Origin of the sequence: Sphingosinicella rhizophila (assembly GCF_032378825.1) — a bacterium.
GTDB classification, from domain to species: domain Bacteria; phylum Pseudomonadota; class Alphaproteobacteria; order Sphingomonadales; family Sphingomonadaceae; genus Allosphingosinicella; species Allosphingosinicella rhizophila.
This window is the reverse complement of record NZ_JAVUPU010000001.1, coordinates 387,764-408,383: the sequence shown is the minus strand read 5'-3', so window position 1 is coordinate 408,383 and position 20,620 is coordinate 387,764. Positions and strand designations below refer to the sequence as shown.

The window sequence follows — 20,620 nt, the reverse complement described above, 5'->3', positions numbered from 1 at the left end:
CCGCAGTATGCGCCAGATTCAGGCGCCGTCCGCGCCTCCAATCCGATCGCGAAGTCGGCGCCGGGAATGGAAACCCGGCTGTTCCTCGATGCTGCCCAATGCCACGATCTCGGCGCGCAGTTGCGCGCGCTTCTCATGGATCGAGGCGATGACCGGCCCCATCGCCATGCCGAGATCGACGAGCACGGCCTCCGATAGCTGCAATGAGGATTCGAGCGTCTCCGGGACTGCATCGGTCGCGCCAGCGCGATAAAGTTCGGCGGCGTGGGCGGCGTCGCGTGCGCGGGCGACGATGGTCAAATCCGGGCACCAGGCCCTGACCTTCTTGGTCAGGCGTACCGTCAATACCGGATCATCCATGGTCAGGATCAGCGCGCTGGCATGGCCGAGATTGAGCCGGTCCATCATTTCGGGACGGGCGACGTCGCCGAATATGATCGGAAAACCCTCGCGCCGACACGCAGCGACCGTGTCGATATTCGAATCGACGGCAAGATAGGTCCGCCCGTGAGTCGCGAGCATTTCCGCGACCAATCGACCGACACGGCCGAAACCGATGATCACTGCGGCTGGCGCGGGCTCGCCCGGTCCGATCACCGGCAGCTCGACGTCGGCGAGCCGATCGACTCGCCGTGCCACCAGTCGCCCGAGCTGGGCGAGGAGGGGTGTGATGATGAGGCCGACGGCCGTTACGATCTGCCAGAAGGCCGCGGTCTCTGGTCTGATGAGCTGAGCGGCGGCGGCGGCAGCGAGGACGATCAGGGTCGTTTCCGACGGTGACGCCATCAGAACGCCGGCTTCCGCGGCGACCGCGTTTCGCGCGCCACCGAGTCTAAGCAGGCCGGCGGTTACCAGCGCCTTGACGGTCAGCACGCCCAGCACTGCAAGGAGAATCGCGCTCCAATTCTCCCCGACGACACGAAAATCGACGCTCATGCCGACGGTGATCAGGAAAATACCGAGAGCGAGGCCACGGAACGGAGCAGTGATCACCTCAACTTCATTGTGATAATCGGTCTCGGCGATGAGGATGCCCGCCAGCAGTGCGCCCATGATCGGCGACAGACCGACAGCAGTGGTGACAAGGCTGGCGACGATCACGACCAGCAGGCTTGCGGCGAGGAACAGCTCCGGATTCTTCGCCCTGGCTGCCTGGGCGAAGAGGCGCGGCAACAGGATTCGACCGAGAACGAGCATGGCGACGATAGTCACGGCGCCGAGCAACAAGGTGTTCAGCAGGCCGCCAAATCCTGCCTCCTGCCCATAGGGAGCGAGTGCGCCGAGCAGGAAGATGATCGGCACGATCGCCAGATCTTCGAAAAGCAGCATCGCAAGCGCCGAGCGACCGACCGCGCTGACGGTGCCGACCAGCGGAAGGACCAGGGCGGTGGAGGACAAAGCCAAAGCGAGCCCCAGGCCGATCGCGCCACCCCAGCTTTGCCCCATGATGTGAAGGGTGGTGCCGATGATCATCGCCGCACCGATCAGCTGAGCGGCGCCGACGCCGAAAACCAGACTGCGCATCGCCCAAAGCCTTCGGAACGACAGTTCAAGGCCGATCGAGAATAGCAGGAGGACGATGCCGAATTCGGCGAATGGCTCAATCGCGTGCGGATTGGAGATGGTGATATAATTGAGCCAGGGCAGCTCGCGCGTCAGGGATCCCAATCCGGCCGGCCCCACCAGGAGACCGACCAGGATGAATCCTATCACCGGACTGATGCGGAATCGGGCGAAAGTCGGTATGACGATGCCGGCCGCCCCCAGGATGACAAGCGCATCGCTGAAGCTGCTGGTCGGGAAACTGGGGGCCATGTCGCCCTTATGCCGGATTTTGAGCGATTGTCAGCCGGGCCGAGCCCCTTCGTTCACCTTTTTCGCAAGGGGCTTCAGCCGGCAGACATCGCCGCTTCCAGATTGGCGCGGATCGCCTCGAAGAATTGCTCGGTCGTCATCCAGCTCTGATCGGGTCCGATCAGGATAGCGAGATCCTTGGTCATCTGGCCTTGTTCGACCGTTTCGACGCAGACCCGCTCCAGCGTTTCGGCGAATCTCGTCACTTCGGGTGTGTCGTCGAACCTGCCGCGATATTTGAGACCTCCCGTCCAGGCGAAGATGGATGCGATCGGGTTGGTCGATGTCGCCTTGCCCTGCTGGTGCATTCGGTAGTGACGGGTGACGGTACCATGTGCCGCTTCCGCTTCGATGGTCTTTCCGTCCGGTGTCATCAGCACCGACGTCATCAGGCCCAGCGACCCGAAGCCCTGCGCAACCTGGTCGGACTGGACGTCGCCGTCATAATTCTTGCAGGCCCAGACGAACTTGCCGCTCCATTTGAGAGCGCTCGCAACCATGTCATCGATCAGGCGGTGCTGATATTCGATCCCAGCTTCGTCGAACTGGCTCTTGAATTCGCTTTCGAAAATTTCCTGGAAAATATCCTTGAAGCGGCCGTCATAGGCTTTCAGGATCGTATTCTTCGTCGACAGATAGACCGGCCATTTGCGTGCCAGGCCATAATTCAGACTGGCGCGTGCGAAATCCCGGATGGATTCGTCGAGATTGTACATGCCCATGGCGACGCCGGCGCCGGGGAAGTCGAACACTTCCTCATCGATCCGCTCTCCATTTTCGCCTTCCCAGACCAGCCGCAGCTTGCCCGGACCGGGAACACGGAAGTCCGTCGCCTTATACTGGTCCCCGAAGGCATGGCGGCCGACGACGATCGGATCGGTCCAACCGGGAATCAGCCGGGGCACGTTTTCGATCACGATCGGCTCCCGGAAGACGACGCCGCCCAGGATGTTGCGGATAGTGCCGTTCGGCGACCGCCACATCTTCTTGAGGCCGAATTCCTCGACCCTTGCCTCGTCCGGAGTGATGGTGGCGCATTTGACGCCAACGCCATATTTCCGGATCGCCTCGGCGGCCTCCACCGTGATGCGGTCTTCCGTCTCATCGCGTTTCTCGATGCCGAGATCGAAGTAGATCAGGTCGATATCGAGATAGGGCTGGATCAGGCGTTCGCGAATCCACTGCCAGATGATCCGGGTCATTTCATCGCCGTCCATCTCGACGACGGGGGTTTTCACTTTGATCTTGGCCATTCGCGCTGTGACTTTCCTGCCTGAGCTGTCTGTTGGCCGGTCGTGTAAGCGGAGGAGCCGCCCTGATCAACCGCGCGCGCGGTTCGACGGGGTCGGCCCGGACAAGCGGAGACTCCCGTCTCGCCCGTTGCGGTAATGGACGGCTGATCCTAAGACACGGCCATGACATCGCTCGAAAAGCCGGACTTGGTCACCACCAATGTCCGCTGGCGCTGGCCTTCGGTTCATCCGGAAGGGCGCAAGTTCGTGGTCATTGCCGCGGCCGTGGCGCTGGCCTTCCTGTTGTTCATCTCGGATGAAATTGGGTGGCCCTTGATCGGCATCACGATCTGGGTCGCCGCCTTTTTCCGTGATCCCGTCCGCACCACGCCCAAGGGAGACGATCTGGTGATCGCCCCAGCCGATGGACTGGTGACGATGATCGCGAGCGTGATGCCGCCGCCCGAGTTGGCCGGGGAGGAGGGCCTGGGCGACGCTCCGGTGACGCGCGTCTCGATCTTCATGAGCGTCTTCGATGTCCATATCAATCGATCCCCGATCACGGGCAGAGTGGCGCGGGTTGCTTATATCGCCGGAAAATTCCTCAATGCGGATCTCGACAAGGCCAGCGAGGATAATGAACGGCAGCATTTCCTCGTCCAGGGGGCTGGCAACGTCCGGATCGGCTTCACCCAGATCGCCGGTTTGGTCGCGCGGCGCATCGTACCTTGGGTCAAGGCGGGGGACATGGTCGCGGCCGGCCAGCGGGTCGGCCTGATTCGCTTCGGTAGCCGGGTCGATGTCTATCTGCCCGAGGGTACTTCGTCACAGGTGCTGCTGGGGCAGCGCACCATTGCTGGCGAGACGATCATCGCGAGGATCGGCCAGTCGCAGGCGATCGAGGGCGTCGCCCAGTGATCGCACCGCGCAACCACTCCCGTCGCGGCATCCCATTGAGGGCTGTCATTCCCAATGCCGTGACAGCCCTGGCTCTGTGCGTCGGCCTGACCGGCGTTCGTTTCGCCATTGCCGGCGAATGGGAAAAAGCGGTGGCGGCGATCGTATTCGCTGGCGTTCTCGACGGCATGGACGGCCGCATTGCCCGGATGCTGAAGGGGCAAAGCCGATTTGGCGCCGAACTCGATTCCCTGTCTGACGTAATCGCCTTCGGTGTCTCGCCGGCGATCATCCTTCATCTCTGGGTGCTGCAATATTGGCCGAGATTTGGGTGGATTTTCGCCTTGGCCTATGCGGTTTGCATGGCCCTTCGCTTGGCGCGCTTCAACGCCAATATCGACGTCGAGGACCAGCCGCACAAGTCGGCGGGCTTCCTGACCGGGGTCCCTGCGCCGGTGGGTGCCGGTCTTTTGCTCCTTCCGGTCTACCTTTGGATGGCGAGCGATCGGCAATGGGATTGGCTGCACAATTATTATGTCGTGGCACCCTGGGCAGCCTTGGTGGCCTTCCTGGCGATTTCAAACGTTGCGACTTTTTCCTGGACCTCGTTGCGGCTCCGGCGGAATGTCCGGCTCGAGGCGATCGTCGTGATTGCACTCATGGGTGGCGCCCTGGTGTCTGCGCCATGGCATACCCTGACGGTGATGTCTTCGCTCTATCTCGCTTTGATCCCGTTCAGCGTCCTGAGTTATGCCCGCGTCAAACGGCTACGCGCCGTTGCAGCGGGCGCCCCGCCAGTGGACGGGGTCGACGCCCAGCGCTGAATTCAAGTCCCAACTCTCCTCGCAAAGCGAGCAGGATTTCCGCCCAATAGCGCCGTACGGTGAGGTGGATGGCAACCAGAGCGCCAAGCAAGGCAATGGCGAAGAAACCAGTCACGATGATATGAGTCACAGCTTTTCCCCTGATTTATCCACAGGCGCAGAACGACCTGACCGCGGATTTTGATCCTGTACCTGTCTCGATGGACAATATGTTCACGTTATGTTCCATATGTCAATGCTTGATTTTCGGCGGGGTGGCGTCTAAGCGGCCGCTCATTCCACATGCGTGGCCATCATAACCGGTGGCTGGCCGGCCCTTCGGGGTCCCAGCTTCTCGGTCGCGCAGAGGTATAACCGGAAGGAGAAAGACCATGGCGTCCACGGACGTTTCCATGCAGCAATTGCTTGAGGCCGGAGCGCATTTCGGCCACCAGACCCATCGCTGGAATCCGAAGATGAAGCCTTATCTGTTCGGCGAACGGAACGGCGTCCATATCATCGATCTCAGCCAGACGGTTCCGCTTTTCGCCCGCGCGCTCGATTTCGTCCGCCAGGCGGCCGCTTCGGGCGGCAAGGTATTGTTCGTCGGCACCAAGCGCCAGGCGCAGGATCCGATCGCGGAAGCCGCACGCCGCTCGGGCCAGCATTTCGTCAATCATCGCTGGCTGGGCGGCATGCTCACCAACTGGAAGACGATCTCGAATTCGATCAAGCGTTTCAAGTCGCTTGAGGAGCAATTGTCGGGCGACACGGCCGGCCTCACCAAGAAGGAAGTGCTGCAGCTCACCCGCGAGCGTGACAAGCTGGAGCTTTCGCTGGGTGGTATTCGCGACATGGGCGGGCTCCCCGACATCATCTTCGTCGTGGACGCCAACAAGGAAGAATTGGCCATCAAGGAAGCCAATGTACTTGGCATCCCTGTCGTCGCGATCCTCGATTCGAACAGCAGCCCGCAGGGTATCGCTTTCCCGGTGCCGGGCAATGACGATGCGAGCCGCGCTATCCGTCTTTATTGCGATGCGATCGCCGATGCCGCGCTTGCCGGCAAGCAGGGCGGTGCAGCCGCCCGGGGCGAGGATATCGGATCGATGGCTGAGCCGCCGGCGGAAGCGGCGCTGGCCGACGCCTGATTTTCGGCCCTGATGCCGGCTTTGTCCTGCGACGAAGCCGGCATCAGCCGGCAGGACTTTTAAGTTTACAGAAGGAAGAGAAGCATGGCGGAGATCACGGCCGCGAATGTGAAGGAATTGCGCGAGCGCACCGGCGCCGGCATGATGGATTGCAAGAAGGCGCTGGGCGAAGTGGGCGGCGACATGGAAGCCGCGATCGATTGGCTTCGGACCAAGGGCCTTGCGGCAGCGGCGAAGAAGGCCGGGCGCACGGCCGCCGAGGGCCTGGTCGGCGTCGCCGTCGAGGGCAATCGCGGCGCTGTCGTCGAGGTCAATTCCGAAACCGATTTCGTCGCCAAGAACGAGCAGTTCCAGGAATTCGTCCGCACCGTGGCCGAACTGGCTCTGAGCGCCAGCGATACGGTGGAAGGCCTTTTGGCAGCGAACTGGCCGGCCGGAGGCACGGTGGAGGAGAAGCTCACTTCCAACATCGCGACGATCGGCGAGAATCAGTCGCTTCGCCGTGCGTCTGTGCTTGAAGTCGATAACGGCGTTGTCGTCTCCTACGTCCACAATGCCGCGGCGCCCGGCCTGGGCAAGATCGGCGTGCTGGTCGCGCTGGAGAGCCAGGGAGACAAGGCCGTACTCGAGACGCTCGGCAAACAGCTCGCCATGCACATCGCCGCTGCCAATCCGCTGGCCCTGAGTGGCGATGGGCTGGATCCGGCCCTGGTCGAGCGCGAACGCGCCATTGCGTCGGAGAAGGCCAGCGAATCAGGCAAGCCCGCCGATATCGTCGCCAAGATGGTCGACGGCGCTATCACCAAGTTCCGCAAGGAGAATGCGCTCCTGTCGCAGCTCTTCGTCATGGACAACAAGACCAAGGTCGAGGACGTGGTCGGCGCGGAGGCCAAGAAGGCCGGCGCGGCGATCGCGCTGAAATCCTATGTCCGTTTCCAGCTCGGCGAAGGGATCGAGAAGAAGGAAAGCGATTTCGCGGCCGAAGTCGCAGCCGCGGCAGGGCAAGCCTAGTCCGCTCTCGCCTCTGAACGAGAAGTGCGATTTCTGACGGCTTGGCAGGGTGGTGCGTCCTGATTAAGGTGCGCCACCCTCCAGCCCCCAAAGATCGGATTCCAAGGATATAATGCCGCGTCCGCGCTTCAACCGCATTCTCCTGAAGCTGTCCGGCGAAGCCCTGATGGGCGAGGAAGCCTTCGGCATCGATCCCGAGACGACGGCACGGCTCGCCCGCGAGATCGCCGAGGCCAAGGAGGCAGGGCATGAGCTTTGCCTGGTGGTCGGGGGCGGCAACATCTTTCGCGGCCTGGCAGCCGCGGCGAAGGGCTTCGATCGCACCAGCGCAGATTATATGGGCATGCTCGCGACGGTGATGAACGCGCTGGCGATGCAGAATGCGCTCGAGAATATCGGCATCGACACGCGCGTTCTCTCCGCGATACCCATGGCGACCGTTTCGGAACCTTATATCCGCCGGCGCGCGATGCGGCACATGGAGAAGGGCAGGGTAGTGATCTTTGCTGCCGGCACCGGCAATCCGTTCTTTACCACCGATACGGCGGCTGCGCTGCGGGCCGCTGAGATGGGCTGCGACGCCTTGTTCAAGGGAACCAGCGTCGATGGCGTCTATGATGCAGATCCCAAGAAGGTGAAAAACGCGAGACGTTATGAAAGCCTTCCCTTCAGCCGCGTGCTGGCCGATGATTTGAAGGTGATGGACGCAAGCGCCGTGGCCTTGTGCCGCGACAACAACATACCGATCGTCGTGTTCAACATCCGGGAACAGGGAAATCTCGCCCGGGTGCTGAAGGGTGAAGGCACCGCGACGATCGTCCAGACAGAGGAGTGAGCGATGCCAGCCTATGACAAGGCCGATCTGCAACGCAGGATGAACGGGGCCGTGGAATCTTTGAAGCACGATCTGGGCGGCCTGCGAACGGGACGTGCGTCGACCAGTCTGCTCGATCCGGTGACCGTCGAGGTCTATGGCGCGAACATGCCGCTCAATCAGGTGGCGACGGTTTCAGCGCCTGAACCAAGAATGCTGTCGGTTCAGGTGTGGGACCGGTCGAACATCGGTCCGGTCGAAAAGGCGATCAGATCCGCGGGCCTCGGGCTCAATCCTGTGACGGACGGCCAGCATGTCCGTTTGCCCATTCCCGACCTGACCGAGGAGCGGCGCAAGGAACTGGCCAAGCTTGCCGGCCAATATGCCGAAAAGGCGCGCATCGCCGTCCGTAACGTCCGCCGTGACGGCATGGACGCGCTCAAGCTGGACGAAAAGAAGCATGAGATCAGTGAGGATGAGCATAAGAAGCTCTCGCAAGAAGTGCAGAAGCTTACCGACGATATTATCGCCGAGATCGACGCCGCTGCAGGGGCAAAGGAAAAGGAAATCCTTCAGCAATGAATTCGGTGCCGGCCAGCGCGGCGCCGCGGCCGGAAAACGGTGGCGCGGAAGGGGGCAATATTCCCCGCCACGTCGCGATCATCATGGACGGCAACGGCCGCTGGGCGAAAGCGCGCGGTCTGCCGCGTGTGGCGGGCCACAAGCAAGGGGCAGAGGCAGCGCGCAAGGTGCTGCGCGCCGCTGGCACTGCCGGCGTCGAATGCCTGACTCTCTACGCCTTCTCATCGGAAAATTGGCGGCGACCGCAAGACGAGATCAACGATCTCATGGGCCTTCTCAGCCTCTATATAAGCCGGGAATTGGATGCGCTCCACGCCGAAGGCGTCCGGATCAAGATCATCGGCGATCATAGCGCCTTCAAATCCGACGTCGCCCGGCTGATCGATAAAGCGGTCGATAAGACCGCTTCCAACCAGCGCATGACCCTGGCCGTCGCCCTCAACTATGGCGCGCAGCGGGAAATCGTCCATGCCGTTCGGAGCCTGGCCCGCAAGGTCGAGGCTGGTCAGCTTTCGCCGGACACCATCGGCGAAGCGGAGATCGAGGCCGAGCTCGATACCAGGGACCTGCCGCCGCTCGACCTGCTGATCCGGACCTCTGGCGAACACAGGCTCTCCAATTTCCTCCTGTGGCAATCGGCTTATTCCGAGTTGCTGTTCACGGACACGCTTTGGCCGGATTTCGACGGCGACGCCTTTCGTGCGGCGCTTGCCGCCTACGGCGCGCGCGAACGCAGGTTCGGCGGGCGATGAGCGAAGCCGAGCAACCCATTCCGAAATCGGATCTGCCAACGCGCTTCGCGATGGGTGTGGCGATGATCGCGGTCGCCAGCGCCGCCATCTACGCGCCGGCGATCTGGAGCGATGGTGTCCTGGGAGTATGGCCGTTCCGCTTGCTGGTCTTCCTTGCAGCCGCCGTGATGCTGGTGGAATGGGCAGACATGCACCGCGTGGCGCGGTCCTGGGCTTATGGCGGATGTACGCTCCTGTTCGTGCTGCTGCTTGGCATCACCGAGCTATTTTATCCCGGTGCCCAGATGGATGTCGGCAATGTCGGCGGAACATGGGTTCCAGTGGTCGACGTCGCCGCTTTCGGTGCCGCCTGGATCGGCGCCGCGATCATCGTCGGCGCGGCCCTGATTCTCGGCCTTGCCGCGCGCCGTACCACCATGGCGGGCGGCTTTCTTTACGTTGCCCTGCCGTCCTTCGCCTTGCTCGTCCTTCACTGGACCTGGTTCGGCATCGTTTTCTGGGTGATGATCGTCACCTGGGCGACGGACATATGCGCCTATTTCGCCGGACGATCGATCGGCGGGCCCAAGCTGGCACCCCGGCTCAGCCCTAACAAAACCTGGGCTGGATTGGCAGGTGGGATGCTGGGCGCCGGCCTGTGCGGATATGCTGCTTCGTCCTTCCTCCAGTTGGGCGCACCCTTTTCCTATCTGGGAGCGGCGATGGGTGCGGCGGCCCAAGGCGGTGATCTTTACGAAAGCTGGCTCAAGCGTCGTGCCGGCGTGAAGGATAGCGGCACCATCTTGCCCGGCCATGGCGGTGCGCTCGACCGGCTCGACGGGCTGCTGCCTGTCATCCTTCTCACGTTCCTGTTGCTCGCGGCGGGCTTGTGGACCGGATGAGCAAAGGCGCTCGCAGCGTCTCCATACTCGGCGCGACAGGTTCCGTCGGTAAGTCGACCCTGGATCTGGTGGAGCGGGAGAGAGACAGATTCGATGTCGTGGCCCTGACAGCCTGGCGAGACGCTGCCGGGCTTGCCGAGGCCGCGAAACGGGTCGGCGCACGGCACGCCGTCGTCGCCGATCTGGCGGCCTATGCCGATCTTCGCTCCGCATTGTCCGGCAGCGGCATCGAAGCCGCCGCTGGCGAGGCCGCGATCCTGGATGCGGCGGGCGCGGGCGCGGACTGGACGATGGCTGCGATCGTGGGGACGGCGGGCCTGGCGCCGACCATGGCTGCGCTGCGCAAGGGGGGCACGGTGGCGCTCGCCAACAAGGAAGCACTCGTTTCGGCGGGCGGGATCATGACAAAAGTCGCGAAGGATAATGGCGCGACGCTGCTTCCCGTCGATTCCGAGCATAATGCGATCTTCCAATGCTTCGACCATGCCAATCCCGGCGCTGTGCGGCGGATCATCCTGACGGCGAGCGGCGGTCCGTTCCGCAACCGCAGTATCGAGGAAATGCGCGTGGCCACTCCAGCGGAGGCCGTGGCCCACCCTAACTGGTCGATGGGCGCAAAAATCTCAGTCGACAGCGCAACTTTGATGAACAAGGGCCTGGAACTGATCGAGGCCTTTCACCTGTTCCCACTTGCCCACGACGCCTTCGAAATCGTCGTACATCCCCAATCCGTGATCCACAGTCTGGTCGAATATCGGGACGGATCCGTCCTGGCCCAGCTCGGCGCGCCCGACATGCGCATACCGATCGCTTATGCCCTGGCCTGGCCGGAGCGCATGGCCACGCCGTGCGAGCGGCTCGATCTCGCGAAAATAGGGTCGCTGGATTTCGAGCCGCCGGACCTCGATCGGTTTCCTGCGCTCGGCCTGGCGAAGGAAGCGTTGCGCGAAGGTGGCGCCAAGCCGGCAATTCTCAATGCTGCCAATGAGGTAGCGGTTGCCTCTTTTCTGGACGGACGCATCGGATTCCTCGATATTGCTTCAATCGCGGGCGAAACCCTGCAATGCTATGACGCTGTGGCACCCGCGACGATCGAAGAGGTCCTGGACGTGGACCGTGACGCTCGCGCGGTGGCAGCCCGCATGGTTGAGAGGTTGAAACATTGATCGAGGAAAATCCCGGCTTTTTCTGGACGGTCCTGAGCTTCCTGGTCGTGATCGGACCGCTGGTCTTCGTCCACGAGCTCGGTCACTATTTCGTGGGCCGGTGGTTCGGCGTGAAGGCGGATGCCTTCTCGATCGGCTTCGGGCGCGAAATCACCGGCTGGACGGATCGCCGGGGCACCCGATGGAAGATCGGCTGGCTGCCATTGGGCGGCTATGTCAAATTCGCGGGCGACATGGGACCCGCCAGCCAGCCCAGCAAGGAATGGTTGTCCATGCCGGCCGAGGAGCGGGCACGGATGTTCCAGGGGAAGCCTGTCTGGCAACGCTTTCTGATCGTCGCCGCTGGCCCTGTCACCAATTTCCTTTTTGCGATCATTATTTTTTCAGGCTTTCTTCTGACCTACGGGCAGCAGCAGACGCCGCCAGTGATCGCTGGGGTCGTCTCCGCTTCCGCCGCCGCGCAAGCCGGTTTGCGAGCCGGCGACAGGATTCTCAGCATTTCCGGCAAGACGGTGGACAGGTTCGAGGACATTGCCATGATCGTCAGCCTGCGGCCGGAGCAGCCGCTGCGGATCGAGGCGGAACGCGAGGGGCGTCGGATCGAAGTGGTTGCGGTTCCCCAGACAAGGGTGGAGCGCGACCGGTTCGGCAACGAATTCCGCAAGGGGCTGCTCGGTGTGACGCCTGCCGGGTCGGTGATCGAGCCGGTTCCGGCGACCGCAGTGGTAGGGCTGGCTGTACGCCAGACGGTCGACATCGTCACGATGAGCATCGAGGGGATCGGTCAGATCATCACCGGCCGCCGATCGGTGAAGGAACTGGGCGGGCCTTTGAAGATCGCCCAATATTCCGGACAGCAGGCGAGCCTCGGCCTGGAAGCCCTCATCTGGTTCATGGCCATCATCTCGATTAATCTGGGATTCATCAACCTCTTGCCAATCCCGCTTCTCGATGGCGGCCATTTGTTCTTCTACATGATCGAGGCGGTGCGCCGTAAACCACTCGCGCCCGAGGCACAGGAATGGGCGTTTCGGACCGGCATCGCCGCTCTCCTCACCTTGATGATTTTCGTGACTCTGAACGACTTGGCGTCTTTTGGTCTGTGGTCAAAGCTTGGCGGCTTGATCGGTTGACCATGTTCGGGCAGGGCTGCACTTGCAGGGAACCCGGCCGGCAGCGTGCGCCGGTCGCAGCTTAAAGGGCGGGACGCGTGACAGCGATCAAAGCATTTTCCAAACGTCGTCGGCTATGCGCAGTGTTGCTGACCGGAACGGTTCTGGGCGGTTATGCCGTCCCGGCCGTGGCGCAGGACCAGCCTGCCCAGGAGGCGCCGGCCGCGCCTTCGCCAGTGCCGGTCGAGACGCCGGCGCCACCGGTCCAGCAACCCTGGAGCGGCACCGTTCTTTCGCTGAACGTCGCCGGCAACCAGCGGCTCGAGCCGGAAACCGTCATCTCCTATATGAAGCTTCGCGTCGGCGAGCCCTATACGAAGGAGCAGCTCGACGAGGCGCTGAGGGATCTCTACGCCACCGAATTGTTCGCCGACGTCCAGATTCTGGGCGGGGATACCGGCAATCTCATCATCCAGGTCCGCGAGAATCCGGTCATCAACCGGATCGTCCTGGAGGGTAACAAGCGTATCAAGGACGACAAGATCAATCCGGAGATCAGGCTCGCGCCGCGGCAGATCTTCACCCGCACCAAGGCGCGCGCCGACGTCGCCCGTATCATCGAGCTCTATCGCCGTCAGGGCCGGTTCGCTGCGTCGGTGGAACCCAAGATCGTCCAACTCGATCAAAATCGCGTCGATGTGGTCTTCGAGATAAGCGAAGGCCCCAAATCCAAGATCCGTCAGATCAACATCATCGGCAACGAGGAATTCTCCGACGGCGAGCTTCGCGGAGAGATGGTGACCAAGCGGACGGGCCTGTTGAGTTTCCTCGGATCGGGCAACATCTATGATCCGGATCGGCTTGCCTTCGACCAGCAGAAGCTCCGGCAATTCTATCTCACCGAGGGTTATGCCGATTTCCGGGTCGTCTCCGCCGTCGCGGAACTGACGCCCGATCGCCGGGACTTCATCATCACTTATGTGGTGGAGGAAGGCGATCGCTACAAATTCGCCGATGTGAAAGTGGAAAGCGCCATTCGCGATTTTCGCAGCGAAGACCTCAATCGGCTCCTGCCGATGAAATCCGGCGACTGGTACAATGCCAAGCAGATCGAAGATACGGTCACGCTCCTGAACGAGAGCGCGGGCCTGTTCGGCTATGCCTTCGCCGACGTCCAGCCGAACTTCGACCGCGACAAGGAAAACAAGACCATGTCGGTCACCTTCCAGGTGGCCGAAACTCCGCGCGTCTATGTCGAAAGGATCGACATCAACGGCAATACGTCGACGCGCGACAAGGTCATTCGGCGAGAATTCCGTCTGGCCGAAGGCGATCCGTTCAACAGCGTCCGGGTCAAACGCTCGCGCGACCGTATCCAGTCGCTGGGCTTCTTCCAGGACAATCTCGAGATCGAGCAGACGCAGGGATCTGCCGCCGACCGGGTCATTCTGGCCGTAGATGTCGAGGAAAAGGCGACCGGTGAGCTTCAGCTTTCGGCCGGTTTCTCGAGCCTTGAGCGATTCCTGATCAACCTGTCGATTGCCCAGCGCAACTTCATGGGGAAGGGCCAGACGCTCCGTGCTGGCGTCAATTATTCCAGCTATTCCAAATCGATCGAATTGGGCTTTACCGACCCTTATGTCTTCGACCGCAACATTGCGGTGGGGGCTGACATTTATCGGCGCGATTACAACAGCTTCAACTATATCAACGGAGATGAGCGCAACACCACCTACCAGCAGGTGACGACCGGCGGCCAAATCCGGATGGGCGTGCCGCTGACCGAATATCTGTCGCTCCAAGGCCGCTACAGCCTCAATCTCGAGGAAGTGTCCCTCAATCGGAACACCTTCTTCTCCGATCCCGAAGGTGACGGAATTTTCACCTGCGATCCGCTGCTGGCGGGGCGCTATCTTTGCGACGCGCTCGGTGAACGGCTGAATTCCTCGATCGGCTATTCGCTCGCCTTCAGCACGCTGAACAATTCCTTGCGTCCTACCGCGGGCGAAAGGTTGACCCTCAGTCAGGACTTTGCCGGCCTGGGCGGGGATGTCCATTATCTCCGAACCCGCATCAACGGCGCCAAATATTGGGGCCTTGGCGGCGGGTTCGTCTTTTCGGCATCCGCCGAGGCGGGCTATATTCACAGCTTCGACGATTCCACGGGGCCAGGCGTCGATCCGGTCCGGCTGATCGATCGCTTCTTCCTGGGTGAACCGCAGATGCGCGGCTTCGACATTCGCGGCGTCGGGCCCCGGATTCAGCGCATTCCGTACAATGACGACGGCACCTTGGTGACGGACCGGAAGAACATCACGGACGATGCCTTGGGCGGGCGGGCTTATTATCTGGGCAGGATCGAGCTTGAAATTCCACTCAGTGCCGGGATCAGGGAATTCGGCCTCCGGCCGTCGGCCTTCATAGATGTCGGCGCGGTATTCGGGGTGAAGAATCCCGTCCTGCAGGATTTGAAGCCAGGCGATCCAGGTCTGTTCCGCCCGGCGCTCAACAGCGACGGTCTGCGCCTGTGCACCACTGGGGGCGAGACGCCCGTCAACACGCCCATCCCCGCAGGCGCGTCCTGCCCGGCGGGCCAATCGATCCTCACGCAGGCGATCACCGGGCCGTTCAAGGAAGTCTTCCTGGGCGATACGCCGAAGCCGCGCGTCTCCATCGGTTTCGGCATAAACTGGAATTCACCCTTCGGTCCGTTCAGGATCGATATAGCCAAGGCGCTTATCAAGGCAGAGGGTGACGATACCAAACTTCTCACATTCAACGTAGGGACTGCTTTCTGATGAACAAATATGCAATTGGCGCGGCCGTGGCCGCGCTTTCCGTCGGCCTTCCCGCCGCGGCTTCGGCCCAGCAGGCGGATCCGGCCAAGGTCGTGGTGGTCGATACCCAGCGCATCTATGGCGAATGCACCGTCTGCAAGACGGCGCAGGCACAGCTGCAGACGCAGGTGACGCAGTTGCAGCAGCGGGCCCAGCAGCTCGGCCAGCCGATCCAGACCGAGATGCAGTCGATCCAGCAGGCGGCGCAGGCCGCCCAGGCGCAGCAGGGGCAGGCCCGCACCACGGCCGAGACCGCGCTGCAACAGCGTATGGCTGCACTGCAGACCCGCCAGAATACGGCCAATCAGGAATTGCAGGGTCGTGAGCAGGCGCTTCGGCGTAACCAGGCATTCGTTCTGCAACAGATCAACGAGAAGCTGAATCCGGTCATCGTCCAGGTCATGCAGAGGCGCGGCGCCAATCTCGCAATCGATCGCGGGGATACGCTTGCCATCGCTCCCGCCATCGACGTCACCAACGATGTGCTTGCGGCGCTCAATCAGCAGCTGACCACGATCAACGTCAATGCGCCTGCCCCGGCTGCGGCGGCACCGCAGCAGCAACCTCCGGGTCGGTGAGCTCCGAAACCGGCAGCGGCGCCGATTCCGGCACGAAGCGGGGTCCACTGGACGTCAAGAAGGTGATGGCGGCGCTTCCGCATCGCTATCCCATGCTCCTTGTCGACCGTGTCGAGGAGCTTGTCGTCGATGAATCGATCGTCGCCATCAAGGCGGTCTCGATCAACGAGGATTATTTCAACGGCCATTTCCCCGGCCGGCCGATCATGCCGGGCGTGCTGATCGTCGAGGCGCTTGCCCAGGCGGCGGGGATATTGGCGGTGGAGTCGCTCGGCCTTTCCGGGTCCGGTAAGCTCGTTTACTTCATGGCGATCGAGGGTGCGAAGTTCCGCGCCCCGGTCGAGCCAGGAGTCCTGCTTCGCCTGGAGGTATCGTTCGTCCAGAAGCGGTCGAGTGTCTGCAAGTTCGCGGGACGGGCGATGGTGGACGGAAAACTCGCCGCCGAAGCGAACTTCACAGCAATGATCGCCGATCCGCCGCCGGTCTGAACCCGCGTCGAACCGGACCGTCTCATCCGGCTTGAAATCGACCTGAACGGCCGATCGACGGCGTTGGCGCTTCCCCCGCGAAGGGACGCCAGCTTCCATCCTTTCTCTCTATGCCGAAGATCGCAGGCATATGCGATCCCGCCAGCAACGTGGCGGGATCGCCGTCGGCGGCGATCTGCCGGTTGTTCATGATGATCAGGCGATCGGCATAAAGTCCGGCAAGGTCGAGATCGTGGACTGCGAGCAGGATCGCCCGCTTTTCCTCGTGCGCAAGCCGCCGGAGATGGTCCATCAGCCGAAGTTGCCACAAGGGATCGAGATTGGCGACAGGCTCGTCGAGCAGGAGTAGCTTCGGATTTGCGACCAGGGCGCGGGCGATAAGGACCCGGCTCCGTTCTCCGGTGGACAAATGGTCGATCCGGCGCGTGGCCAGGTCCGCAAGGCCAAGCTGGTCCAGTACCTTGTCCACTGCGTCCGGGGCTGCGCCGGACGGCAGACCCAGGGCCGCGACATGTGCAACCGACAATGGCCAGTTCGCATCGCGTGACGCCGGAAGGAAGGCGAAGAGGCGCCGCCGTTCGTCGGGATGGAGCCTGTTCAGGACCTCGCCCTCGATCGTGACGCTTCCGGTAGGCTGGCCTATACCGGCCAGCGCATGAAGCAGGCTGGTCTTGCCGCTGCCATTGGGACCGATCAGGCAGACCAGCGCGCCGGATTCCAAGGCGAGGTCGGTCGGCATCAGCCGATTTGGAAGCGCGACGGCTTCGGCGATAAGGGAATATGTCATCGCGCCAGCCGCCACCGCATATGGCCGACCAGCCAGAGGAAGAAAGGTGCGCCCAGCAATGCGGTGACGACGCCGATCGGCAAGGTTCGGCCCAAGGGCGCGGCCCGGACGATCAGGTCGGCCGCGAGCAGGAGCAAACCGCCGATCAGGCTGGCGGGCAGGATCGCGCGTCCCGGATGGCCGCCTGTCAGGCGCCGTGCGAAGATAGGTGCGACCAAGCCGATGAATCCGATTGCCCCGCAGATCGCTACGCAGCAGCCGACGCCGATCGCTGTCAGACACACGGTCCAAAGCCTGATTCGACCGATATCGTGACCAAAGGACTGGGCGACCTCCTCTCCGAGGGCCAAGGCATCATAGGCACCGCTCAGCCGGAGCAGCAGGAAGATGGTGATCAGGGCCGGTATGGCTGCAAAAGCAGCCTGGGTGAGGCTGCGATCGAGCAATGACCCCATCAGCCAGTCATAGGCGTCGTAAAAGGCGAAGGGGGAAGGGGCCAAAGCAAGGGCCAGGGTGGTCAATGCGCCGGCGAGCGCGCTGATCGCCAGACCCGAGAGGAGCAAGGTCGCCGTTTCCGCGCGCGGCCCGGCCAGCGCCAACAGAAGCAGGAGGGTTCCCAGCGCCCCCGCCACCGCGCCGAGGGACAGGGCGATCGGCGCCGCGAAGCCGAAAATATAGGCGGTGACCACCGCGCCCAGGGCCGCACCGCTGGTGGTCCCAGTGAGATCGGGCGATGCCAGCGGATTGGCGAACAAGGCCTGGATGGCCGCGCCCGAAGCGCCGAGCATGGCGCCATAGACCAGTGCCAGCACGGCACGGGGCAGACGAAGTTCGGCCAGAACGGAAAGCGCCAGCGGTCGATCCTGTCCCGCCAGGTCCAGCAGCGCCTGCCACGGCGCCAGGAGCGACAGGAGGAACATCGCCGTCGTCAGTCCGGCAAGGGCTAGGAAATGGCTCTTGTTCATCGGCTGGCCCGCAACCTTCGAACCTCGTCGATCATGAGCGGGCCCATGCAGGTCCACGCCCGGCCGTCGGTCCGGATTGTCCGGGAGCGTCGGGTTCCGCTCGCGAGCGGGTGTGACAGCCATCTTTGTTCACCGGAATATTGTCCGCTGCGATAGTCGCTGCGCAGGAGAATAGCTGGTGGCTTTACCAGCAGCTGCTCCAGCGACACCCGATCGCCGCTGAGCGGCCGTTGGTGAAAGCCGGCCAGTTCCATCCATTGCGCGGCGAGGCCGGATGGGGCGACGCTGCGCCCGCCGCCGCCCAGCCAGATCGTGTCGGCGGTCTGGAGGGGCGCGGAGCGTCTCAGGGCGTCCATGCGAGCGACGATCCTTTCTCCCCTGGTTTCCCGGCCGAGTGCACGGGCGACTTTCATGACACTGTCCCTCACATCTCCGATCGTCTGGGGGAAGGGGAGGTCGAGCGTCGGGATGCCGAGCCGCTTCGCTATGCCCATCCGGTCGCGCGCACCGCCGCCCATGGTCAGCACCAGGTCTGGCCGCAGGGCCGCGACTGAGACCAGGCTGCCGTCATTCTTTCGATAGCGCCGGCCCTGCTTCCACAGGGGCGTCTCCGCGGGCTTATGGGCGAGATGCGTGACGGATGCGATTTGGCCAGGCGCGCCGAGCATGATCAAAAGCTCGTCCGTGCACAGGTTAAGCGAGGCGACGCGTTTCGGCGTCGCCCCGGCTGTCGTCGCGAAAAGAAAGCTACTCGCCAAAGCGAAAACGAAGGCCCGCATAGATAGTCCGTCCTGCCGTGCTATATCCGACCACATCCCGATATTTGTCGTCGAAGGCATTTTCGACACGGGCATAAGCTTCTATCTCCCGCGTCAGTTTGTAGCCCAGCTTCAGCGAAGCCAGCACATAATCGTCCAGGATTATTCTTCGAGCCGGGAAGAGATCGAAATCCGTATCGGCGCGCTTGCCGACATATGCGAGGCTCGCGCCCCAATCGAAGGCCCCCCAGGAGCCGGTGAGCGCCACATTCCCGCTATGCCTGGGCCTGCGCACCTCGCGCAGTTGGACACCTCCGACCGCCTGGCGATCGTCGGCGTCGAGATATGTGTAATTGACGGCGAGGTCGCCGATCCCTGCCAGCCGATATTGCGCGTCGAACTCGATTCCGCGGCGGCGGCTCTTGCCGTCCACATTGGCCGTGCTGGACAGGAAGGTCGTGGAGTCGAATGTGTCCACGATTTCGTTCCTGAGATGATTGGTGAAGGCGCTTACGCCCAGGGAAGCTTGGCTGCCCCGCCATCTGACGCCCGCTTCCCAACCGCGCGCGCTTTCCGAGACCAGATCGGGGTTGCCGATGAACGAGCCCGGGAAGAAGCCGTAGAGATCGTAGAATGTGGGCTGCGCCACGCCTTCGCCATATGCCACGTGGACCGTCCACTGGCTGGTTGGGCGGACGAGAAGTGCGGCGCGCAGGGTCGTGGCACCCGGCGAGGCGCTGAAATCATCATGACGAACGGTGACGTCGGTGCTGATCGCCTTTGCCCAATCCGCGCGCCAGGCAGCGATGAAGGCTGTAAGGTGCCGTGAACGATCCTGGTCGGTGGCGCCGCCATAAGTCTGGTCGCGGCCCCGGAAATCCTCGCGTTCATGTTCGACAGCGGCGGTGAAACGATGCGCGCCGAGCTGGCGCGATACCTGACCGCCTGCGGTGAAACGCTGGCCGAACGTGCTGTTGAGCGGCGTTTCGCCGAGCCGGTTGCGGTTGACGCTGTCCAGATAGTCGGCATCCAGCAACAGCGACCAGCCGTTCCAATCGAACGATCCCCAGCCCCGCATGGCGAAGATGCGATTCTCGGTTGCGTCCAGCGTATCGGCACGCTGGAAGGTGACCGGATCGAAGCCGTCATATTGGCTCTTTCCTTCGACCCAATGGCCGACGACGCCGATCTCGCCGGACAGGGATGGGTGGAAGACCGCCTTCAAGCTGGCTTGCCGATTGTCGAAGCCGTCGCGCTCGCCGCCATTTCCGAAGCTGTCGATGCCATCGCTCCGCACCAACCCGGCCGAGCCCGACAGTTCGAAACGTTCCGCACGATGGGCAAATTGGGCCGACGCGCGGACGCTGTCGTGACTGCCATATTCGCCTAGTCCGCTGAAGCGGGTGCCGGCATCGGCGCGTGCCGTTTCCACCGCAATCACGCCGCCCAGTGCGTCAGAACCCCACAAGGCCGATTGCGGTCCTCGCACAATCTCGACCCGGGACAATGAGTCGGTGGTCAATAGCTCGAACCGCGGTTCGCCTCCGGCCGCCGGATCGTTGAAGCGGATGCCGTCCACGAACAGCAGGCTGTGATTGGCCTCCGCGCCGCGGATGCGGATCTGGGTCTGGGTGCCCTTGGGCCCGGTCGAGGATACCGACACGCCCGGCGAGAGACGCAGGACATCGCTGGCGACGGGCGAGGACAGGGATTCGAGCTGCCGCCGATCGAATATGGTGGCCGAAACGGGCGCCTGGTCGACCAGGACGGGTTCGCGCGCGCCCGTCACCACGATCACGGCATCGGCATCGTCCGATGCAGGCAAATGCTGTTGGGCGGCCGCTGCGGCGACGCCCACGAAAATCAATGGATTCATTCAAAAACCTCCTTAGCGACATGGCTGTCGTCTCGGAGGAACCGGAGGCCGAATGGCCTTCTATCCCACGCATTGC

The 20,620-nt window shown here is 62.7% G+C and carries 19 protein-coding genes; 13 read left to right on the top strand and 6 right to left on the bottom strand.

The window, feature by feature from the left end:
* Nucleotides 1-18: 18 nt before the first annotated feature.
* Together RQX22_RS01870 and RQX22_RS01865 are read right to left on the bottom strand one after the other, a co-directional pair.
* Nucleotides 19-1,815 (bottom strand): cation:proton antiporter domain-containing protein, encoded by a 1,797-nt coding sequence (locus RQX22_RS01870; protein ID WP_315723111.1) that lies wholly within the window; start codon nucleotides 1,813-1,815, stop codon nucleotides 19-21.
* Between the two features lie 74 nt (nucleotides 1,816-1,889).
* Nucleotides 1,890-3,107: an NADP-dependent isocitrate dehydrogenase gene (locus RQX22_RS01865; protein ID WP_315723109.1), complete on the bottom strand. Its 1,218-nt coding sequence runs from the start codon at nucleotides 3,105-3,107 to the stop codon at nucleotides 1,890-1,892.
* Between the two features lie 162 nt (nucleotides 3,108-3,269).
* Here RQX22_RS01865 and RQX22_RS01860 point away from each other — a divergent pair, with 162 nt between their 5' ends.
* From RQX22_RS01860 to fabZ, 13 genes are all read left to right on the top strand, one after another.
* On the top strand, nucleotides 3,270-4,004 hold the full coding sequence (locus RQX22_RS01860) for a phosphatidylserine decarboxylase (RefSeq protein WP_315723108.1): 735 nt from the start codon (nucleotides 3,270-3,272) through the stop codon (nucleotides 4,002-4,004).
* The gene (locus RQX22_RS01855; RefSeq protein WP_315723106.1) at nucleotides 4,001-4,807 is read left to right on the top strand and encodes a CDP-alcohol phosphatidyltransferase family protein; all 807 of its coding nucleotides are present in this window, start codon (nucleotides 4,001-4,003) and stop codon (nucleotides 4,805-4,807) included. Before RQX22_RS01860 ends, RQX22_RS01855 begins: the two co-directional genes overlap by 4 nt.
* Nucleotides 4,808-5,178: 371 nt before the next feature.
* Nucleotides 5,179-5,937: a 30S ribosomal protein S2 gene (gene rpsB / locus RQX22_RS01850; RefSeq protein WP_315723104.1), complete on the top strand. Its 759-nt coding sequence runs from the start codon at nucleotides 5,179-5,181 to the stop codon at nucleotides 5,935-5,937.
* An 84-nt stretch (nucleotides 5,938-6,021) separates the two neighbouring features.
* Nucleotides 6,022-6,948, top strand: coding sequence for a translation elongation factor Ts (tsf, locus tag RQX22_RS01845; protein ID WP_315723103.1), 927 nt, complete (start codon nucleotides 6,022-6,024; stop codon nucleotides 6,946-6,948).
* A gap of 112 nt (nucleotides 6,949-7,060) precedes the next feature.
* Nucleotides 7,061-7,783: a UMP kinase gene (pyrH, locus tag RQX22_RS01840; RefSeq protein WP_315723101.1), complete on the top strand. Its 723-nt coding sequence runs from the start codon at nucleotides 7,061-7,063 to the stop codon at nucleotides 7,781-7,783.
* 3 nt (nucleotides 7,784-7,786) lie between these two features.
* Nucleotides 7,787-8,344: a ribosome recycling factor gene (frr, locus tag RQX22_RS01835; RefSeq protein WP_315723099.1), complete on the top strand. Its 558-nt coding sequence runs from the start codon at nucleotides 7,787-7,789 to the stop codon at nucleotides 8,342-8,344.
* The gene (locus tag RQX22_RS01830) at nucleotides 8,341-9,096 is read left to right on the top strand and encodes an isoprenyl transferase (protein WP_315723097.1); all 756 of its coding nucleotides are present in this window, start codon (nucleotides 8,341-8,343) and stop codon (nucleotides 9,094-9,096) included. Before frr ends, RQX22_RS01830 begins: the two co-directional genes overlap by 4 nt.
* On the top strand, nucleotides 9,093-9,977 hold the full coding sequence (locus tag RQX22_RS01825) for a phosphatidate cytidylyltransferase (protein WP_315723095.1): 885 nt from the start codon (nucleotides 9,093-9,095) through the stop codon (nucleotides 9,975-9,977). The genes RQX22_RS01830 and RQX22_RS01825 overlap by 4 nt, the downstream gene beginning before the upstream one ends.
* Nucleotides 9,974-11,143 carry a 1-deoxy-D-xylulose-5-phosphate reductoisomerase gene (locus RQX22_RS01820; protein ID WP_315723093.1) on the top strand — a complete coding sequence of 390 codons (1,170 nt, stop codon included), beginning with the start codon at nucleotides 9,974-9,976 and terminating at the stop codon, nucleotides 11,141-11,143. The genes RQX22_RS01825 and RQX22_RS01820 overlap by 4 nt, the downstream gene beginning before the upstream one ends.
* Nucleotides 11,143-12,276: an RIP metalloprotease RseP gene (gene rseP, locus RQX22_RS01815; RefSeq protein WP_315723516.1), complete on the top strand. Its 1,134-nt coding sequence runs from the start codon at nucleotides 11,143-11,145 to the stop codon at nucleotides 12,274-12,276. The genes RQX22_RS01820 and rseP overlap by 1 nt, the downstream gene beginning before the upstream one ends.
* A gap of 77 nt (nucleotides 12,277-12,353) precedes the next feature.
* On the top strand, nucleotides 12,354-15,053 hold the full coding sequence (gene bamA / locus RQX22_RS01810) for an outer membrane protein assembly factor BamA (protein WP_410001579.1): 2,700 nt from the start codon (nucleotides 12,354-12,356) through the stop codon (nucleotides 15,051-15,053).
* Nucleotides 15,053-15,670, top strand: coding sequence for an OmpH/Skp family outer membrane protein (locus tag RQX22_RS01805; RefSeq protein ID WP_315723092.1), 618 nt, complete (start codon nucleotides 15,053-15,055; stop codon nucleotides 15,668-15,670). The genes bamA and RQX22_RS01805 overlap by 1 nt, the downstream gene beginning before the upstream one ends.
* Nucleotides 15,667-16,158: a 3-hydroxyacyl-ACP dehydratase FabZ gene (gene fabZ / locus RQX22_RS01800; protein WP_315723091.1), complete on the top strand. Its 492-nt coding sequence runs from the start codon at nucleotides 15,667-15,669 to the stop codon at nucleotides 16,156-16,158. Before RQX22_RS01805 ends, fabZ begins: the two co-directional genes overlap by 4 nt.
* Nucleotides 16,159-16,180: 22 nt before the next feature.
* Here fabZ and RQX22_RS01795 read toward each other — a convergent pair whose 3' ends face one another.
* From RQX22_RS01795 to RQX22_RS01780, 4 genes are read right to left on the bottom strand one after another with little or no spacing between them, the layout of a single operon-like run.
* Nucleotides 16,181-16,945 (bottom strand): ABC transporter ATP-binding protein, encoded by a 765-nt coding sequence (locus RQX22_RS01795; RefSeq protein ID WP_315723089.1) that lies wholly within the window; start codon nucleotides 16,943-16,945, stop codon nucleotides 16,181-16,183.
* On the bottom strand, nucleotides 16,942-17,910 hold the full coding sequence (locus tag RQX22_RS01790) for a FecCD family ABC transporter permease (protein ID WP_315723087.1): 969 nt from the start codon (nucleotides 17,908-17,910) through the stop codon (nucleotides 16,942-16,944). The genes RQX22_RS01795 and RQX22_RS01790 overlap by 4 nt, the downstream gene beginning before the upstream one ends.
* The gene (locus RQX22_RS01785) at nucleotides 17,907-18,689 is read right to left on the bottom strand and encodes an ABC transporter substrate-binding protein (protein ID WP_315723085.1); all 783 of its coding nucleotides are present in this window, start codon (nucleotides 18,687-18,689) and stop codon (nucleotides 17,907-17,909) included. Before RQX22_RS01785 ends, RQX22_RS01790 begins: the two co-directional genes overlap by 4 nt.
* Nucleotides 18,658-20,544 (bottom strand): TonB-dependent receptor plug domain-containing protein, encoded by a 1,887-nt coding sequence (locus tag RQX22_RS01780; RefSeq protein ID WP_315723083.1) that lies wholly within the window; start codon nucleotides 20,542-20,544, stop codon nucleotides 18,658-18,660. Before RQX22_RS01780 ends, RQX22_RS01785 begins: the two co-directional genes overlap by 32 nt.
* Between the last annotated feature and the right edge of the window lie 76 nt (nucleotides 20,545-20,620).

Coding starts and splice junctions, on each gene's coding strand:
- RQX22_RS01805 (WP_315723092.1), top strand. CDS start 15,053: ATGAACAAATATGCAATTGGCGCGGCCGTGGCCGCGCTTTCCGTCGGC.
- RQX22_RS01780 (WP_315723083.1), bottom strand. CDS start 20,544: ATGAATCCATTGATTTTCGTGGGCGTCGCCGCAGCGGCCGCCCAACAG.
- RQX22_RS01870 (WP_315723111.1), bottom strand. CDS start 1,815: ATGGCCCCCAGTTTCCCGACCAGCAGCTTCAGCGATGCGCTTGTCATC.
- RQX22_RS01790 (WP_315723087.1), bottom strand. CDS start 17,910: ATGAACAAGAGCCATTTCCTAGCCCTTGCCGGACTGACGACGGCGATG.
- RQX22_RS01860 (WP_315723108.1), top strand. CDS start 3,270: ATGACATCGCTCGAAAAGCCGGACTTGGTCACCACCAATGTCCGCTGG.
- RQX22_RS01865 (WP_315723109.1), bottom strand. CDS start 3,107: ATGGCCAAGATCAAAGTGAAAACCCCCGTCGTCGAGATGGACGGCGAT.
- RQX22_RS01795 (WP_315723089.1), bottom strand. CDS start 16,945: ATGACATATTCCCTTATCGCCGAAGCCGTCGCGCTTCCAAATCGGCTG.
- pyrH (WP_315723101.1), top strand. CDS start 7,061: ATGCCGCGTCCGCGCTTCAACCGCATTCTCCTGAAGCTGTCCGGCGAA.
- frr (WP_315723099.1), top strand. CDS start 7,787: ATGCCAGCCTATGACAAGGCCGATCTGCAACGCAGGATGAACGGGGCC.
- RQX22_RS01785 (WP_315723085.1), bottom strand. CDS start 18,689: ATGCGGGCCTTCGTTTTCGCTTTGGCGAGTAGCTTTCTTTTCGCGACG.
- tsf (WP_315723103.1), top strand. CDS start 6,022: ATGGCGGAGATCACGGCCGCGAATGTGAAGGAATTGCGCGAGCGCACC.
- RQX22_RS01830 (WP_315723097.1), top strand. CDS start 8,341: ATGAATTCGGTGCCGGCCAGCGCGGCGCCGCGGCCGGAAAACGGTGGC.
- RQX22_RS01825 (WP_315723095.1), top strand. CDS start 9,093: ATGAGCGAAGCCGAGCAACCCATTCCGAAATCGGATCTGCCAACGCGC.
- RQX22_RS01820 (WP_315723093.1), top strand. CDS start 9,974: ATGAGCAAAGGCGCTCGCAGCGTCTCCATACTCGGCGCGACAGGTTCC.
- rpsB (WP_315723104.1), top strand. CDS start 5,179: ATGGCGTCCACGGACGTTTCCATGCAGCAATTGCTTGAGGCCGGAGCG.